This window comes from Cysteiniphilum sp. QT6929, assembly GCF_030035755.1.
Classification (GTDB): domain Bacteria; phylum Pseudomonadota; class Gammaproteobacteria; order Francisellales; family Francisellaceae; genus Caedibacter; species Caedibacter litoralis.
The window spans coordinates 1,073,864-1,090,646 of the sequence record NZ_CP103983.1 but is presented as its reverse complement, the minus strand read 5'-3'; the positions used below and the strand labels follow the sequence as shown (position 1 = coordinate 1,090,646).

At 39.1% G+C, this 16,783-nt stretch carries 14 protein-coding genes and 1 riboswitch; of the genes, 8 read left to right on the top strand and 6 right to left on the bottom strand.

What is annotated here, in order from left to right:
* Positions 1 to 224: 224 nt before the first annotated feature.
* The 5 genes from NYP54_RS04575 to ribH all read left to right on the top strand — a co-directional run bounded on the left by NYP54_RS04575 (position 225) and on the right by ribH (position 5,599).
* A complete protein-coding gene (locus tag NYP54_RS04575) occupies positions 225 to 1,865 on the top strand; it encodes a CTP synthase (protein ID WP_283157358.1) in 1,641 nt (546 codons plus the stop codon).
* A 71-nt stretch (positions 1,866 to 1,936) separates the two neighbouring features.
* Positions 1,937 to 2,089: riboswitch (FMN riboswitch) on the top strand.
* Positions 2,090 to 2,296: 207 nt separating this feature from the next.
* Positions 2,297 to 3,358: a bifunctional diaminohydroxyphosphoribosylaminopyrimidine deaminase/5-amino-6-(5-phosphoribosylamino)uracil reductase RibD gene (gene ribD / locus NYP54_RS04570; RefSeq protein ID WP_283157357.1), complete on the top strand. Its 1,062-nt coding sequence runs from the start codon at positions 2,297 to 2,299 to the stop codon at positions 3,356 to 3,358.
* A 9-nt stretch (positions 3,359 to 3,367) separates the two neighbouring features.
* Complete coding sequence (locus NYP54_RS04565; RefSeq protein ID WP_283157356.1) at positions 3,368 to 3,976, top strand: riboflavin synthase; 609 nt, start codon at positions 3,368 to 3,370, stop codon at positions 3,974 to 3,976.
* On the top strand, positions 3,960 to 5,168 hold the full coding sequence (gene ribB, locus NYP54_RS04560) for a 3,4-dihydroxy-2-butanone-4-phosphate synthase (RefSeq protein WP_283157355.1): 1,209 nt from the start codon (positions 3,960 to 3,962) through the stop codon (positions 5,166 to 5,168). Before NYP54_RS04565 ends, ribB begins: the two co-directional genes overlap by 17 nt.
* Before the next feature lie 2 nt (positions 5,169 to 5,170).
* Complete coding sequence (gene ribH, locus NYP54_RS04555) at positions 5,171 to 5,599, top strand: 6,7-dimethyl-8-ribityllumazine synthase (RefSeq protein ID WP_117002169.1); 429 nt, start codon at positions 5,171 to 5,173, stop codon at positions 5,597 to 5,599.
* Positions 5,600 to 5,603: 4 nt separating this feature from the next.
* On the opposite strand, the gene NYP54_RS04550 is transcribed toward ribH, so the two are convergent.
* Positions 5,604 to 5,789, bottom strand: a complete 186-nt coding sequence (locus tag NYP54_RS04550; RefSeq protein WP_283157354.1) for a hypothetical protein — start codon at positions 5,787 to 5,789, stop codon at positions 5,604 to 5,606.
* 275 nt (positions 5,790 to 6,064) lie between these two features.
* On the opposite strand from NYP54_RS04550, the gene NYP54_RS04545 reads away from it, so the two are divergent.
* Positions 6,065 to 7,327, top strand: a complete 1,263-nt coding sequence (locus NYP54_RS04545) for a hypothetical protein (protein ID WP_283157353.1) — start codon at positions 6,065 to 6,067, stop codon at positions 7,325 to 7,327.
* A 7-nt stretch (positions 7,328 to 7,334) separates the two neighbouring features.
* Here NYP54_RS04545 and NYP54_RS04540 read toward each other — a convergent pair whose 3' ends face one another.
* From NYP54_RS04540 to ribF, 4 genes are all read right to left on the bottom strand, one after another.
* Entirely contained in the window at positions 7,335 to 8,486 is a 1,152-nt protein-coding gene (locus NYP54_RS04540) for an ATP-binding protein (RefSeq protein ID WP_283157352.1), read from the bottom strand.
* A 302-nt stretch (positions 8,487 to 8,788) separates the two neighbouring features.
* On the bottom strand, positions 8,789 to 9,268 hold the full coding sequence (lspA, locus tag NYP54_RS04535) for a signal peptidase II (RefSeq protein ID WP_283157351.1): 480 nt from the start codon (positions 9,266 to 9,268) through the stop codon (positions 8,789 to 8,791).
* Positions 9,255 to 12,062, bottom strand: a complete 2,808-nt coding sequence (gene ileS, locus NYP54_RS04530; RefSeq protein ID WP_283157350.1) for an isoleucine--tRNA ligase — start codon at positions 12,060 to 12,062, stop codon at positions 9,255 to 9,257. Before ileS ends, lspA begins: the two co-directional genes overlap by 14 nt.
* 202 nt (positions 12,063 to 12,264) lie before the next feature.
* Complete coding sequence (gene ribF, locus NYP54_RS04525; RefSeq protein WP_283157349.1) at positions 12,265 to 13,203, bottom strand: bifunctional riboflavin kinase/FAD synthetase; 939 nt, start codon at positions 13,201 to 13,203, stop codon at positions 12,265 to 12,267.
* Between the two features lie 240 nt (positions 13,204 to 13,443).
* Here ribF and NYP54_RS04520 point away from each other — a divergent pair, with 240 nt between their 5' ends.
* Positions 13,444 to 14,145: a response regulator transcription factor gene (locus NYP54_RS04520; protein WP_283157348.1), complete on the top strand. Its 702-nt coding sequence runs from the start codon at positions 13,444 to 13,446 to the stop codon at positions 14,143 to 14,145.
* A 100-nt stretch (positions 14,146 to 14,245) separates the two neighbouring features.
* Positions 14,246 to 15,466, top strand: a complete 1,221-nt coding sequence (locus NYP54_RS04515) for a HAMP domain-containing sensor histidine kinase (protein ID WP_283157347.1) — start codon at positions 14,246 to 14,248, stop codon at positions 15,464 to 15,466.
* Between the two features lie 14 nt (positions 15,467 to 15,480).
* On the opposite strand, the gene NYP54_RS04510 is transcribed toward NYP54_RS04515, so the two are convergent.
* Positions 15,481 to 16,764: a transposase gene (locus NYP54_RS04510; protein ID WP_283155944.1), complete on the bottom strand. Its 1,284-nt coding sequence runs from the start codon at positions 16,762 to 16,764 to the stop codon at positions 15,481 to 15,483.
* Positions 16,765 to 16,783: the final 19 nt, after the last annotated feature.

Sequence of the window (16,783 nt, the reverse complement as noted above, 5' to 3'; positions counted from 1 at the left end):
ACAAGTGCTCACCGTACCCTGAGCGTAAGTCGAAGGGTAGCTTGGGAAAATCATACTTCATAAAGGCTTCGACTTACGCTCAGCCAACGCTTACACAATCAAAGTGGGCAGGAATATGGTCATAGCCATTTTTTTCTTATGCATCATCATAAATTTAACTAGCTTCACAAAGGGCTTTTTGCTATTCTTTGCCAACATTAACAGCGCTTAATGTATTATCTTTTATGTCAACTCGTATTGAAAATCAACGTACTAAGTTTGTCTTTGTTACTGGAGGTGTTGTGTCATCTCTTGGCAAAGGGATCACAGCAGCTTCCTTGGCAACTTTATTAGAATGCCGCGGTTTAAATGTTACCTTAATGAAGCTTGATCCATATATTAATATTGATCCTGGTACGATGAGCCCATTGCAGCATGGTGAGGTATTTGTCACTGAAGATGGTGCTGAGACTGATCTTGATTTGGGGCATTATGAGCGCTTTATACGTACTAAGATGACTAAGCGTAATAACTTTACCACAGGACGCGTTTATCAAGATGTGATAAAAAAAGAGCGTCGTGGTGACTATCTTGGTGGTACGATTCAGGTGATTCCACATATTACCGATGAGATTAAGCTTAAAATCTTACAAGGCGTTGATGATAAGATTGATGTTGCCATTGTTGAAGTCGGAGGCACGGTTGGTGATATTGAATCATTGCCTTTTCTTGAGGCGATTCGCCAATTAGCGCAAGAGCTAGGTAAATCACGCAGTTTGTTTTTGCACTTGACATTATTGCCTTATATCAAAGCTGCAGGCGAGCTAAAAACCAAACCAACGCAACACTCAGTCAAGGAGCTGCGTTCTATTGGTATCCAACCTGATATCTTGGTTTGTCGTTGTGAAAAAAGCTTTAGTGATGATGAAAAGCGTAAAATCGCCTTGTTTACTAATGTTGCTGAATCTGCGGTTTTTAGTGCGGAAGACGTATCAAGTATTTATGAGATTCCGCGCAAATATCATGATCAAGGTTTAGATATTTGTGTGGTGAGTCAACTTGGGCTTCATGTACGCTCAGCAGATTTATCCGAATGGGATAAGGTGGTCTATGAGATTAACAATCCACAAAAAGAAATCACCATTGCCATGGTTGGTAAGTACGTTAGTTTAACAGAAGCCTATAAGTCATTAAATGAAGCATTGTTTCATGCCGGAATTCACAATCATGCCAAGGTTAATATTAAATTTATTGACTCAGAGGATATTGAGAAAGGTGATGTTAAAAAAGTTATCGGTAAAGTCGATGGTATTTTAGTGCCTGGTGGTTTTGGATCACGAGGGGTTGAAGGTAAGATCAAAGCAGTGCAATACGCGCGTGAGCATAAAATTCCATTTTTAGGTATTTGTTTAGGAATGCAGGTTGCCGTAATTGAGTATGCGCGTAATGTATTGGGATTAAAGGGTGCCAATAGTACGGAGTTTGACCCAAGAGCCCAAGATATTTTAATTGGCTTAATCACCGAGTGGCAAACGGCAGCAGGTGACAAAGAAATGCGCACATCTCAATCTGATATGGGTGGTACGATGCGCTTAGGTGCGCAATTATGCCATTTGAAAAAAGACAGCTTAGCGCACAAGGTATATGCGGCTGATAGCATTAAAGAGCGTCATCGCCATCGTTATGAAGTTAATAATAATTATGTTGAAGCATTGGAAAATGCAGGACTTGTTATTAGTGGTAAATCACAAGATCAAAAGCTTGTTGAGATGGTTGAGATTCCAACACATCCATGGTTTATGGCTTGTCAATTCCATCCAGAGTTTACCTCAACTCCACGCGATGGGCATCGCTTATTTGAAGGCTTTGTTAAGGCGTGTTTGTAGTTCATATCAGTTATCATCTGAAGTGCTTATCACTTCTGGATTTTTCATTGAAAACAACGTAGAATTCAACCCTAGTTCTTCAGGGCGGGGTGAAACTCCCCACCGGTGGTAATTCTATAAATATTTAGAAAAGCCCACGAGCGCTTTGGCTTAAAGGTCAAAGGTCAGCAGATCTGGTGAGATTCCAGAGCCGACGGTTATAGTCCGGATGAAAGAAGAAGTAATGTGACATATATGTAAAGTGCAAGTGCATTATATTTTAAAATGTTGAATGTTGAATGTTGAATGTTGAATGTTGAATGTTGAACTCATTATCAATGTATTTTGCTTTTATCTATTTTGCCTATGTTTATTTCTTTTGCTTGTCCCTGAAGTTAAGTAAATTAATGAAAGGGTGATTATTACAAGTGTTTCAAGCGGATTATTTTTATATGTCTCAAGCGCTAATGTTGGCAAGGCGTGGTGTTTTGAGCGTCTCCCCTAATCCAATGGTTGGCTGCGTGATTGTTAAAAATGGTCAAATTATTGGTGAAGGTTGGCATCGCTTTGCTGGAGATAAACATGCTGAGATTCATGCCTTAGATCAAGCAGGGGATAGCATGCAAGGCGCGACTGTTTATGTCACCCTTGAGCCGTGTTGCCATGTTGGCAGAACAGGGGCTTGTACTGAGCGCTTGATCAAGGCACAAGTTGCTAAAGTTGTTGTCGCCAGTATTGACCCTAACCCGCAAGTGGCAGGGAAAGGGATTAAGCGTTTACAACAAGCAGGTATTGTTGTTCAGACAGGGCTTATGTGTCATGAAGCGACTGTCATGAATAAAATATTTTTTCATTATCACACCCATAAACGCCCATATGTCATTGCCAAATGGGGTATGTCACTCGATGGTCAGATGGTTACTCATCCCCAAGATAGTAAACAAATTACGAATCAAGCATCGCAACAGCAAGTGCATAATCTACGAAATAGCGTTGATGCGATTATGATTGGGCGCGAGACGCTAGTTGAAGATAATCCAAGTCTTACCGTGAGAGTCTCAGGTGCTGAGTTTATTAAGCATCCATTACGTGTTGTGTTATCAAAAACCTGCCAGTTGCCATGTGATGCAAGGCTTTTTAATGATGGTGTCGAGAGTGTTGTGATTACCAGTGATTTGGCGGATAAAGATACGCTTGATGCATTAGCGCATAAAGGTATTGAGTGTATCAATGTATCATTAAATCAGGGCGAGATTGATCTTGAAGAGGTCTTAAAAGTGCTGGCGCAAAGAGGTGTTACTAGTGTCTTAGTTGAGGGTGGTAGAACGTTGCTTAATGCTTTTTTTGCGGCGCAGTTAGTCGATGAAGTGCAAAGTTATGTAGCACCGATGATCATTGCCGGTTTTAAGCACAAGAAGCGCATTAATATCAAAGACAATGGTTTTTTGAATAATGATTATTATTGTATGGGTCGCATAGAAAAAGCAGGAAAAACGGGAAATAAAAGATCGTAAGAGGTAATTATGTTTAGTGGTATTGTACAGGAAGTGGCAACGGTTGATTCGGTTTTAGGGTCTGATTTAATCACATTGGTGATTCGCTCAGAGCAGTTAGCCAGTTGTAAAATAGGAGATAGTATCGCCATTAATGGTGTGTGTTTAACCATCGTTACTTTGGATAAAGTAAAGGGAGTAGTGAGCTTTGAAGCAGTACCTGAAACGTTGCGTAAAACAACCTTGGGACAGCTCGTTGCTGGATCGCATGTTAATCTTGAGCTGTCGTTACGCTTAAATGATTTTATCGGTGGGCACATGGTGCAAGGTCATGTTGATGGTGTCGGTGAAGTGGCATCGATTACCCATGAGGCAGAAGCGTGGCTTGTGGCTATTTCTGCTCCTTCAGAGATATTAAGATATTTAGTTAATAAAGGATTTATCACCATTGATGGTATGAGCATTACTGTGATTGAAGTAAGAGACGACTATTTTACGGTCACTTTTATTCCACATACAATTGATGCCACTATTGTTAAGAATTATCAAGTGGGTACCAAGGTCAATCTTGAGGCGGATCCTATTGGTAAACACATTCATCATTATATGGAGAAAATACAATATGTTTCAAAGAATTAAAACACGCGTTGAAGCGGCAGTTAATGCTCTAAAACAAGGTAAAAGTATTATCGTAACCGATGATGAAGATCGTGAGAATGAGGGGGATTTAATCTTCCCAGGGCAGCTTGCAAATGTTGAAAATATCAACTTAATGCTACAACATGCCAGTGGTATTGTTTGTTTAGCAATGTCAAAAGCGCATGCCAAACGCTTGCAATTAAACCCAATGGTGCCGGCAGATTTAAATACCAGTCAATTTACAACGCCTTTTACTATTACCATTGAGGCGAAAGAGGGGGTGACAACAGGTGTGTCCGCGAAAGATCGCGCGCATACGATTCAAGTGGCATCAAACCCTGAGGTTGATCCTAGTGATATTAGCCGCCCGGGTCATATTTTCCCATTAGTTGCAAATGATTATGGGGTATTAGGACGTCAAGGACACACAGAGGCAAGTGTTGACTTAGTAAAAATGGCAGGCTTTCATCCGGCAGCAGTCTTGTGTGAGCTGATGAATAAAGATGGCAGCATGATGAAAGGTGAAGAAATTGAGCGCTTTGCTTTGGCGCATGATTTGCCGATACTGAGCATTGAGGAGCTGCGTTTATATCGCTTGGCAACTGAAAAACTTATTACAAAAGCGGCAAGTAGCCTTATTCCTTTTCGTGATTATGGCGAGCTTGAGATGAGTGTTTTTATCGATCCGGTGACCCAAAGTGAAATCAAAGTCATTAGCAAAGACATTAAAGATAATCCACTCGTGCGTATTCATTCATCGTGTATTACGGGGGATTTATTTGGTTCATTAAAGTGTGATTGCCAATCACAACTGCATCATGCATTACATGAGATTGCTGGGCATGGCGGGATTTTGATTTATCTTGAGCAAGAAGGGCGCGATATTGGCTTGGTGAATAAGCTTAAAGCCTATGAGTTGCAGCGAACAAAGCACATGGATACGATTGAAGCCAATGAAGCACTTAATTTGCCAATAGATAATCGTCGCTATGATCATGCGCTGCAAGTCTTGAAATATTATGATATAAAGTCATGCCAGCTATTATCAAATAACCCTGAAAAAGTGCAGGCTCTGCAAAAGGCGAATATTGCAGTGCAGGTGCTCGTATCAGAGTCAGATGTACATGAGCATAATAAAGGATATTTACAAACTAAAAAACAACGGCTAAACCATAGCATAAAAGGAGTATGAAGATGCCAAAGATTGCGATTGTTGTGAGTGAATTTAATGCGTTAATTACCGATAAGTTATTGGAAGGCGCACTTGAAGAGGCGCAAAATCAGGCGATAAAAACGCCGAAAGTTTACAAAGTGCCAGGAGCTGTCGAGCTGCCTTATGCGGCAAAGCAGCTAGCTAAAACCAAGAAATATGATGCTATTGTTTTGTTAGGCTGTGTTATTCGTGGGCAAACTGATCACTATGATTACGTCTGTATGCAAGTATCACAAGGTACACAAGATGTGATGATGAGCTATGATTTACCAGTGATTTTTGGGGTGTTGACAACGCATAACAAGGATCAGGCATTAGCGCGTGTCGGTGGCGAAAAAGGTCATAAAGGCAAATATGCGCTGAAAGCCGCATTGGATATGATTAAGCTTAAAAAAGACATCAACGCCTAATCCATTAGATTTTTATATCTTCTGTACTTGCATATGCTGGATAAGTAGTTTTCTGATCTATGTTGGTATCTTCACGCTTAATGTTTTCTACTTTATACGCAGGATAACCACTGTTATATATGGCATAAGCCTTTTCTGTTAGCGTAATCATCGCTATCATTTTTGCAGTAACAAAAAGTATTGTTTTCATGGTGGTGGCATCTTGTTTTGTTTGAAATAGATGCGAATTATATGCATTTATTATTCTTTTGTCTGTTTCAAATAAGTAACAGTTGATATTTATTTTGATACCGATGAATTTTATCTTTAAGAGGTAGGCTTAAAGATTTTCTGATAATTTAGTTAAAAAACCAGTCATTTTTAGTCATATGAACTATATTTAATTTGATCTGCTAATGCATATAATTGCAAGGGATTTAAAAGTGCTAATGTTTTTTTAAACAACAAGAAGACGAAGGAGTTGTTATGAAAATTAATAAATATAAACTTATTTGTATTTTCTTAGTGGTTGTTTATTCACCTTGGGTTTATGCCTCAGGAGAAGAGTGCCCCTTTATAAGTAGCTGGGAGAATGATTCTCAATTTACATTAACTGTAACTAAAGGTGGAGCATGGGGCGATCAAAAGCTCAGTGCTCCTGTTGGAACAATATTCACTCCAGAGTTTGTGTATAACTATATGTTATTTAATTATCTAATTTTAGATATTAAAACAGCGCAAGGTGATTATCTAGGTACGGCTTCAATAAGTGTTAAAACAGATGGTTCTGGCAATCAATATTTATTTGACAATAATGGATATTTAACATTTAAATATGATGCTAGTAAGTCACATTATGATCAGGATTGTTGGCAAGATCGTCGCTATTTTGAAATATCTATAAATAGTACTCCACCGATTATTACTAATAAGGGGTGGCAAAATGGTATGGGTAATCAAGAAGACAAAGTAGTCGCCGGAGATAGTTTTTGGGTACAGGACTATGGAACTAATGATTTGGGGCGTTGGCAAGTGAGCAATGATGCCGTATATCAAACAACAGAAGTTAATCAATATGGGACGCAAGGTAGTAGAGCCTATCCAATTGGTATAAATCAAGATGGTGTCACCATTGGTAACGGCATCGGTTCCGCCAAAGATGGTCTTTGGCAGATTGATGTAAAAGTAGGTTCAAATGGTGCAGGTGATTTTTGTGAAACTTTTTATTTAGCAGAGCGTAAAAACATGATTCCTGGACCGCAAAACTATTTAGACGGATCAGGTGGTGCTCAAGGCGGTATAGGACGAGAAATAGATGTTCTAGAGACGAAATGGAAACCAACTGGACCGCAAATTAATCTACCAACAGGGGGTAATTCTGGATGGAATCCAAATGCTATACAAGGATTACAGCTAGGCACATGGGCGGAAAATGGTGGAGCTCCTGCAACAGAATTTTCAACATTTGGAGTGCTTATTAGAGATCAAAATTTGTGGATTTATGCCTATAAAACAGATGGTTCATTCTGGTATTCGACTGATGCCGTTCCACTTACTAATACTGCATATAATCAGGAAGGTGATTTTGTTCCATATATAGGAACGTGGGGCAGTGGCAGTGAGGTTATAAAAACAGGGTATAAGAATTTTATATATTTAAAAGCTGATGACCCTAGGATTGTAGGTAAAAATCCGAAAGACAACCCCGATGCATTTGGTCCTGCTTTATTAAAGCCAGCAGCAAAATAGCTGTTTCTCAACTATCTCCCGCTAGAATTTTATCTAATGAACGAATTGCTATGGCAAAGGGGATAACATTTACTTCATTGTCATAATAGGTTTGATCTCCGCCATATAGCATAATGCATTTTGCCATCGGGTAATCCTTTTGAAAAAGATCCAATCCTTTAAAATCTTGCGCTGTGAGCTTGGCTTTGCGCTTAATTTCAATGGCATATAAACCTCTTTCGCCATATAAAACAAAATCAACTTCTTGTTGCGTGCGCGTTCGCCAATAGTAAAACTCATATCCCCAGAAAAAATAATCATTCAATGCTTTAGCTTGTTGAAAAAATAATGTTTCAAAGGCGGCACCTGAGAGCTCTTCTTCAGAGTCAAGCACTCCTTTGGGGCGAATGGCGCGATACACACCAGTATCAAAATAATAAAACTTTGGCTGTGTAATAACATCACGTTTGGCACGTCGCGTGAAGATTGGCAGTCGATAAGCAATGAGCAAATCCTCGAGAATATCAAAGAAGTTACGCACACTTTGGTGGTTACTGCCAATTTCGCGTGCAATATTGCTATAGTTAATTGTTTCACCTTGCGAAAAGCTCGCTGTTTGTAGAAATTTTGTGAAGAGAGATAAGTTTCTGGTTAATGCTTCTTGCTGAACTTCCTCTTTTAAATAAGTCTGTACATAACTTTTAAGAAAGTGCTCTGGCTGATTAACGCTATAAGTCATGGGAAGTGTCCCGTACTGTATCGCAAAAGCTAAATCAAAATCATTGGAAAGCTCAAGGGCAGTTAGTGGGTGCATATGATAAGTTAATGCGCGTCCTGCTAGAAGATTAACTCCTTTTTTGCGAAGTGCGCGAGCACTAGAGCCCGTCAATATAAAGCGCTGACCTTGATGCTCAATAAGGCGATGCACTTCATTAAGTAGGTTTGGAATTTTCTGAACTTCATCGATAATAACCCAATCGTTATAGGCTTTAGGAATTTTACGCGATAATGCTTTTGGATCGCCAAGCAGCTCTGTGTAAGTTGCATCATCTAGTAAATCTAAATAAATAGCCGAAGGAAATGTGTCTTTTAACCAGTGCGTTTTGCCTGTGCCTCGAGGTCCAAATAAGAAGACACTTGCTTTCATCTTGGTATCAATGCTAAGTAATCTTTTATACATTATGACGGATCACATTTGACGAGAATAGGTGAATGGTATCAGATGAAGAATGCAAATTGCAAACTGAGTTTGCAATTTTTAGATAAAATTGCAAACTCAGTTTGCAATTTTTGATATCGCACCCTGAGCGAAGTCGAAGAATAAAAACAACGAATGGCTTCGACTGGCGCTCAGCCAACAGTTACCTGCTGATTTCGTCTCTTTAGCGTAGACCGTCCCCTGAGCGGAGTCGAAGGGTGTATAGCAAGTAGTATAAATGGCTTCGACTGATGCTCAGCGAACGTTTATTCAGCAGGAAAATGTTATTTTTTAGATTTAAAACTCATCAAAATCAAAATCACGGCACCGATACAAATAGCAGAGTCTGCGATATTAAATGCTGGCCAGTGATAGTTATTGATATGAAAATCAAGGAAATCAACGACATAGCCGTGAATCATGCGATCATAGACATTACCTAATGCGCCACCCAAGATAAGCGCTAAAGCACAGGCAGTTAGGTTTTTGTTTTTAGGCAAACGCGCTAACCATATTAAGATCACAATAGCGACGATAAGGGCAATAGCGGAGAGGACAATCACTTGCCATGTGGTATTAGCATTACTTAAAAAGCTAAATGCAGCACCATAATTATGCAATAAGGTTAAGTTGAAAAAGGGCAGGATTTCAACTGGTTGTCCATAAGTTAGATTTTGTGAGGCAAGGTACTTTGTGCCAAGGTCAATAATAATGACAATAATACTTAAAATAACCCAACGCAGTTGATTGTTACGCAAACTCACGTAGCTCTCCTTGTTCAGTGGTGATGTTTTCAATACATCTGCCGCAAATATCAGCATATTCGCTATGACTGCCAACATCCTCGCGGCGGTGCCAGCAACGCTCACACTTTTGTGCAGTGGATTTTTCAACAACAATGCTTAAGCCTTTAATACTTGAGTCATGCGCAAACTCAGGCTTTTCAGACAATGGTTTGATATGCGCATCAGAAACGATTAACGCAAAGCGCAGCTCATCTTTAAGCTTAGCTAATTGCGCTAGTAAGACATCATTAGCATAAAGCGTGATATTGGCCTCAAGCGAGGCGCCTAATACACCCTCAGCACGTTTGGCTTCAAGTAGTTTGTTGCATTCGGTACGCACCTCTTGAATCGTTTGCCAAAACGGCAGATCAAGCTCAGCGGATTGCGGCATTTGTGATAAGCCTTGATACCATTCACAGCTAACAAAAGGTGTCTTTTCACCTGGGATTGCATCGTAAATTTCATCAGCTGTGAAGCATAAAATCGGTGACATCCAACGCACTAAAGCATGAATGATATGATACATTGCCGTTTGTGCAGACTTGCGTGCCAAACCATCAGCTTTTGCGGTGTATTGACGATCTTTAATGACATCAAGATAAAAGCTACCCATATCAATTGAGCAGAAATGATGAATCTGCTGTGCCACAACATGGAAGTTATATTCATCATACGCTTTAATGATTTTCTGTTGCACTTCATCTGCTTTGGCAATCGCCCATTGATCTAATGCAACTAGCTGGTCAAAGTCGATTAAATCAGTTTGTGGATTAAAGCCTTCAAGGTTAGATAATAAAAAGCGTGCGGTATTACGCAAACGGCGATAGGTATCGGCATTACGCTTTAGAATCTCATCAGATACGGTCATCTCAGTGCGATAATCTGTTGCAGCAACCCAGAGTCTTAAGATATCAGCGCCTAATGTGTTAACAACATCTTGTGGTGAGACAACGTTACCTAGGGATTTAGACATCTTCTTGCCATGGGCATCAACGGTAAACCCGTGGGTTAATACTTGCTTAAAGGGCGTTTGATCACGACGCGCTAAGCTTGTTAAGAGTGAAGTTTGAAACCAACCACGATGCTGATCAGAACCCTCAAGATATAAATCAGCAGGGAATTGCAAATCTTCATTATGCTCAAGCACGCAAGCGTTTGAGCAGCCAGAGTCAAACCAGACATCGAGCGTGTCGGTGACGCGTTGATAATCTTCTGTTTCAGTAATGAATTGACTGTCATCAGCATCAAACCAAGCCTCCACTCCACCTTTGGCAATGGCGTTAGCAACTTTCTCAATAATGTCTTGAGTTTGTGGATGTAACTTTTCGGTTTCCTTGTGAATAAATAAAGGAATAGGCACACCCCAAGTGCGTTGACGTGAGATACACCAATCAGGGCGATCTTGCATCATCGCTTCAATACGGCTTTGTCCCCAGCTTGGCACCCATTTCACTTCTTTGATGGTTTCTTCAGCACGTGCACGCAATTTATTTTTTTCCATGCTGATAAACCATTGTGGTGTAGCACGGAAAATCAGTGGTGTCTTGTGGCGCCAGCAGTGTGGATAGCTGTGCTCTAGTTTATTTAAATTAAGAAGGGCGTTGTTTTGTGTTAGAACATCAATGACATGATCATTGGCTTTAAAGACAAATTCATTAGCAAAAAGCTCGGTGTTACTGTGATAGCAGCCATTATTGTTAACGGGGTTGTCAACAGGTAGGTCATGCAGTTTACCTAACGCGAAATCCTCAACCCCGTGAGCCGGTGCGGTATGCACAAGACCAGTTCCGGAGTCAACAGTGACATGATCACCATGAAGCACGGGCACAATACGGTTATAAAAAGGATGATGTGCTTTTAAATCAGCCAACTGATCACCTGAGACACTGGCAAGGATATGGTATTCTTCAATACCAGCGCGCTTCATAATCGACTCCACCAGTTCTGTTGCAACAATAATATGTTGATCATGATTGAAGTTTACTACGGCATAGCTTATTTCATTATGCACGGCGATCGCCTGATTGGCGGGTAACGTCCATGGTGTTGTTGTCCAAATAACTGCAGAAGTGTTTTCAGGTAAAGTTTCTAAACCAAAGCGCTCCGCCCAAGTGTTTGGCTCAATGATGGCAAATTTAACATCGATAGCAGGTGAGATTTTATCTTTGTATTCAACTTCTGCTTCAGCAAGTGCTGAGCCACACTCAGGGCACCAGTGGACTGGTTTGAAGCCTTTGGTTAAGTGACCATTTGCAATGATCTTACCTAAAGTTCTCACCATATTGGCTTCGTAGTCAAAGTTCATGGTTAAGTAAGGCTTATCCCAATCGCCTAGAATACCCAGACGCTTAAAGTCTATAATCTGGCGCTGTACTTGTTTGGCAGCATATTTACGGCATTCTTTACGAAAAGCATTAGCACTAATTTTGGCACCCGCTTTGCCATGTTTCTTCTCTACTTGCAGCTCAATCGGTAAACCATGGCAATCCCAACCTGGGACATAAGGTGCGTCAAAACCTGAAAGTGTTTTTGAGCGCACTACCATATCTTTTAAAATCTTATTGACCGCGTGTCCGACGTGAATATCGCCATTGGCATACGGAGGACCATCGTGCAAAATAAACTTGTCTCTACCGGCGAAATGCTCGCGAATCTGTTGATAAGCTTCATCGCTATACCATTGTTTTAAGCGCATCGGTTCTTTTTGCGCGAGATTTGCCTTCATTGAAAATGATGTTTTCGGCAAGTTTAATGTGTTTTTATAATCTGCCATATTCTACCCTTTAACCCGTTACCTTTTATTGTATTTCAACACCCCGCCTCGCAAGCTTTAGCACCCCTCTTGCAAAGAGGGGAATCAAGCAGAAGCCAATTTTAAATTCCCCTCTTTGCAAGAGGGGTGGCAGCCGTAGGCTGACGGGGTGTTCTTTAAAGTTACCTATTTAATTATACGTAACTCCGATTTCCTATTTGTTTTATATCTTTGTTGTATGTTTTTCAAGCCACGTAAGGGCTGCTAGTTTATCATCATTTATTTGCGCTTTGAGTGCATCGAAGTTTGCAAATTTTTTCTCGCTACGCACAAAATGCAAGAACTCAATCGTAACATATTGCCCATATAAGTCATGTGTGAAATCAAAAATATGTGTCTCTAATAAACGTAGTTTGCCACCGACTGTTGGGCGAATGCCGATATTGGCAATGGCGTGATATGTTTTACCGTGAACATGCACGTTGACAACATAAACCCCTGAAACGACAACGTCTGTTGGCATTGGGATGTTAATGGTTGGAAAACCAATCTTGCGCCCATTTTGATCACCATGATGCACGCGACCACTGAGCGAGTAGCTGTGTCCCAAAAAATGCGCTGCATCATTGAACTGACCGCTATTTAGTAGTTGGCGGATGTGGCTGCTGCTGATGCGTGTATCATCTAAAGTATAAGAAGGAAGGCTTTCTACGCTAAAGCCATATTTGTGCCCTAAGTCTTTAAGTAGCTTAAAATCACCTTGACGTTGATAACCAAAACGAAAGTCATCACCTATAATGACATGCTGAGCATTAAGACCATCAACAAGAACCTTTTTAACAAAGGCTTCAGCTGATAACATCGCAAGCTTTTGATTAAACTGCAGGCACAATACCTGATCGATATTGAGTGCTTTAAATGCTTGGATCTTGTCACGAAAAGGCGTAATGCGCAAAGGTGCAGCTTCTTTTAAAAAAAACTCTTTCGGTTGCGGCTCAAATGTCACCACTGTCGCTTTAGCACTATTGGTTTTAGCAAGTTGCTGCACATGGTTAATAATATACTGATGCCCCAAGTGCATGCCATCAAAATTACCAATAGTGACAATACTTGGTGTTTGATTTTTATTGTTATGTAAATCTGCAAATCGTAACAGCTGCATGTTAAGTTTGTTTATGCCTAATTAATCGCTTATACATATTGCAAAGCGTGGTGTTAAAAACTGTCAAGCATTGTATACCAGCTGCAAGCCATTTTACAGTATTTATTGCTTTGCTTGATGGCAAGCGTTTACTTTGATTCAATTCGTGATTCAACATTGAAATATTTATTTTTGCTGTCTTAAAAGGGTATGGTAGACTTGTTTTTATTTATAGTAATCTTTCAGGGAAAAAGTGGATTAATGATGAATGGGGTTAAGTTTAAAATTTTAATTGTTGATGACGATGAAATAATTCGTGAAGAATTGCAAGAAATATTGCAAGCCGAAAATTATGAGGTATGTTCTGCTGCTAATCCTGTTGAAGCAGATGTTACTTTAGAGACTTTCCTTGCAGATCTATTAATTGTTGATTTAAATATGCCAGGCTATGAAAATGGGAAATATTATTGTCGTAGAATTTCTGAAAAACTGCGCATTCCTGTCATTATTATTACCGCGTCAGAAGATGAACTTGATGAGTTGATTTCCTATGAGCTAGGTGCTTTGCAATTTATGCAAAAACCCTTTAGTACGAGAGTCCTTCTGGCTAAGATACGTAATATTCTATCAATGAGTAAAGTCAAATCAACTGAAGATGAAAAAATTTGGCAACTTGATATTAAGGAATTACAGTTAATTAATCTTGAACAGAAACTTAAAATTTCACTTAATATAAATGAACTCAAACTACTGTCATACCTAAATGAGCATATTGGTAGTTCATCATCACAATATGATATTGCAAAATATGTTTATGGGCGCGATTTACACCCAGAAGATCGAATTGTTTCAACTTTAATTTCACGCTTTAGACAAAAACTCAAAGATAATAATTGTGAGTACTTAATTGGTTTTACAAGAGGGCTCGGCTATAGTTTAAAATATCCAATTCAGATTAAGTGAAGTAAGAAGAAAGATGGTGGGTCAAAACTTAAAACGCACAAAATATAGACTTAAGTTTAACCTTGCTCTCTTGTGTGCGTTTTTTCTCAATATTATTTTAATGTCCTATTTTTATATCAATAACTTTCTTGATCATGACAGAAATCAGCGACTTATTGCCTCAAGTATGATTAATTTTATTGGTGAACTTAATCATATGGATTTTAGTGCGCGGGAGAGAAATTACCTAAAGGAAATACTGCCAAGCTCAAGCAATCAATGTATGAATGTCAAAGTGTTACCGCTACCAGAGTATTCTTCAGATTATATTCATATTGATGTATCAGGTGATATAAGTGCGCAAAAGATCGAGAAAGCCTTGAAAAGTATACGCTTCTGGCAAAATAATGTGATATCTGTTTATGCAAAGCCTTTAGGTGCATGGATAGTATTAGAGTTACCAAGAATAAGATTTCCTTGGGTTGGCACTTTATTCATTCTTTTACAGCTTTTTGCGATGCTTTATGTTGCAATGTATCTTATTAATGGGCGTTATTTGCTGCATGCAATGGAGAAGATGTTTGCTTTAGAAGACAGATATCGACTGAAATTACCCACACTTGAAAAAGGTGTTGTATCGCATTCTAGCCTGTATATGTTACGTAAATCAGCACGTTATATTGAAGCATTGATTCTGAAGGTTCAAAATTTAAGTGATACCAAAATGCGTACTATGGCAGCACTCGCGCATGATATAAGAACACCTTTAACTAGAATGGAGTTGATGTTATACAAAGTTAAAGATGAGGTGCTTAAAGAAAAAGTTTTTACACAAATTGATGATATTAATAGAATTTTGCGTAAAACAATTCATTATGCCAATCAAAGGCATTTAAATGCACCAAAAGTGATCGTAGATTTATATGGATTGGTTAGAGAGACCGTTAAATCCTATCAAGAACATAGCATAGAAAGAGTTTCTTTTATTGATGAGACTGTAAATCAAGAGTATATGATGCTAGGTGCTCCAGAAGAGCTTACAAGCGCATTAACTAATATCATTAATAACGCACTAAAGTATGGCGAAAATGTTGTAATCAGCATGAAGTATCTCAGAAAAAACATTCTTATTGAGGTGATGGATGACGGTATTGGTGTGCCAGAAGATATGCTTGGTAATATATTTTTGGCATTTTATCAAGGACAAATCTCGAATTCCAAAGGCAATGGCTTAGGTTTGGCAGTCACTAAAGAAATTGTTGAGGAGCATGGTGGCGAAGTATATGCTAAAAATAACGCATTAGGAGGTCTCACAGTGATTATGAAATTTAAAATAAACTGAAAACTCCTCATTTTTTAAATTTCTCCTCGCCCAATAAAATTCAATATGGCTTTTAAGTCTGCTTGGCTTATCTGATGCTCCTCAATAAACTGATCTACGCGTAGTTTTGCAAGATATGTTTTCATTCCTTCCAAGATGTAATGCCTTGTTACTTCACCTGATTTAGAGCCGCCAAGCTGTGCAATCAATACAACAAAGTCATCATAAACTTCACCTTGACCAATCTCATATAAATAAGATGCAACAAAGAAACCAATAGCAGTAATGGCTTTAATCCCTTCAAAGTCTTTTATCCTAAACTCTTCCCAGCCTAACTCACCTTTGATAAATTTAAACACACCCTCAATACGAGAGCGCTTTAAATAGCAATCATAAACGTTGTAAACGTCATATTGATTCATAAGCTCCTTATTTGTGATTAAAAGCATCGGTTCGTCAAAAGCTTCTTTGCCCTTGCGATCAAGCAGCGTCATTAAAACAACATGATACTGCCCAATCTTCTGCCATTTAGCCTTGATCACGCAATCCTGAAAACAGCGTCCACTGATGTATAGCTTTTGAATACAGAAAGTATATGAATGTTCAAAGGCGTGATCTATCAATTTCCCTTTTTGCTCCTTATCACCGCTTAAGCCTGAAACTGTCCTGTTTTTCTTCAATCGTATGACAAACTCATCTTTCAGTTCCTGTATAAAATCAAAGTACTCACTATCATCAAACTCACGATCTAATACATGCGTAATATTTAATGCTGAATTCTTTTCTTTCAAGGCGTTAGAGCAGGATTTAATATGCTTTAATGCTATGCGCTTTGAGGTCAAATAACTATCGTCATCATAGGCTTCTTTAGACGCCTGTGAAATCACGATATCCTCACCGGCACTTAACTGTTCAATCGTTTCTTTTGATAAAAACTCTGGCTGCTTGTTGCTGTATAGCTCATGACCCAATAAATCAATCTGTTTATTATCTAAATTAACGGCAATTGTATTGAAGCTACTATAGCCATTGATGGTTTTCTTACTCAGATCTTTTACTTTTCCTATATGCTCTGCTTGCTTGGTATATTTTTTGCGTATCTCGCTGGGATCATGAATCAAAATAACATTATCCGAAGACTCGTATTTCTTGGCTGTTTCAGCGCATAGTACTTCACTAATTTGCTCGGGATCAAAGTCATTTAGCTTATTGTCACCTGTAATTGTCCGTCTCAATTTTTCGTACTCCTTTTGGCTGCTACTGATTGAGTAAAGGTTTAAACTGCCATGCTCTAAAACCTTTTCCAGTATCGTCTTCACATTTTTTAAAAGACACCTT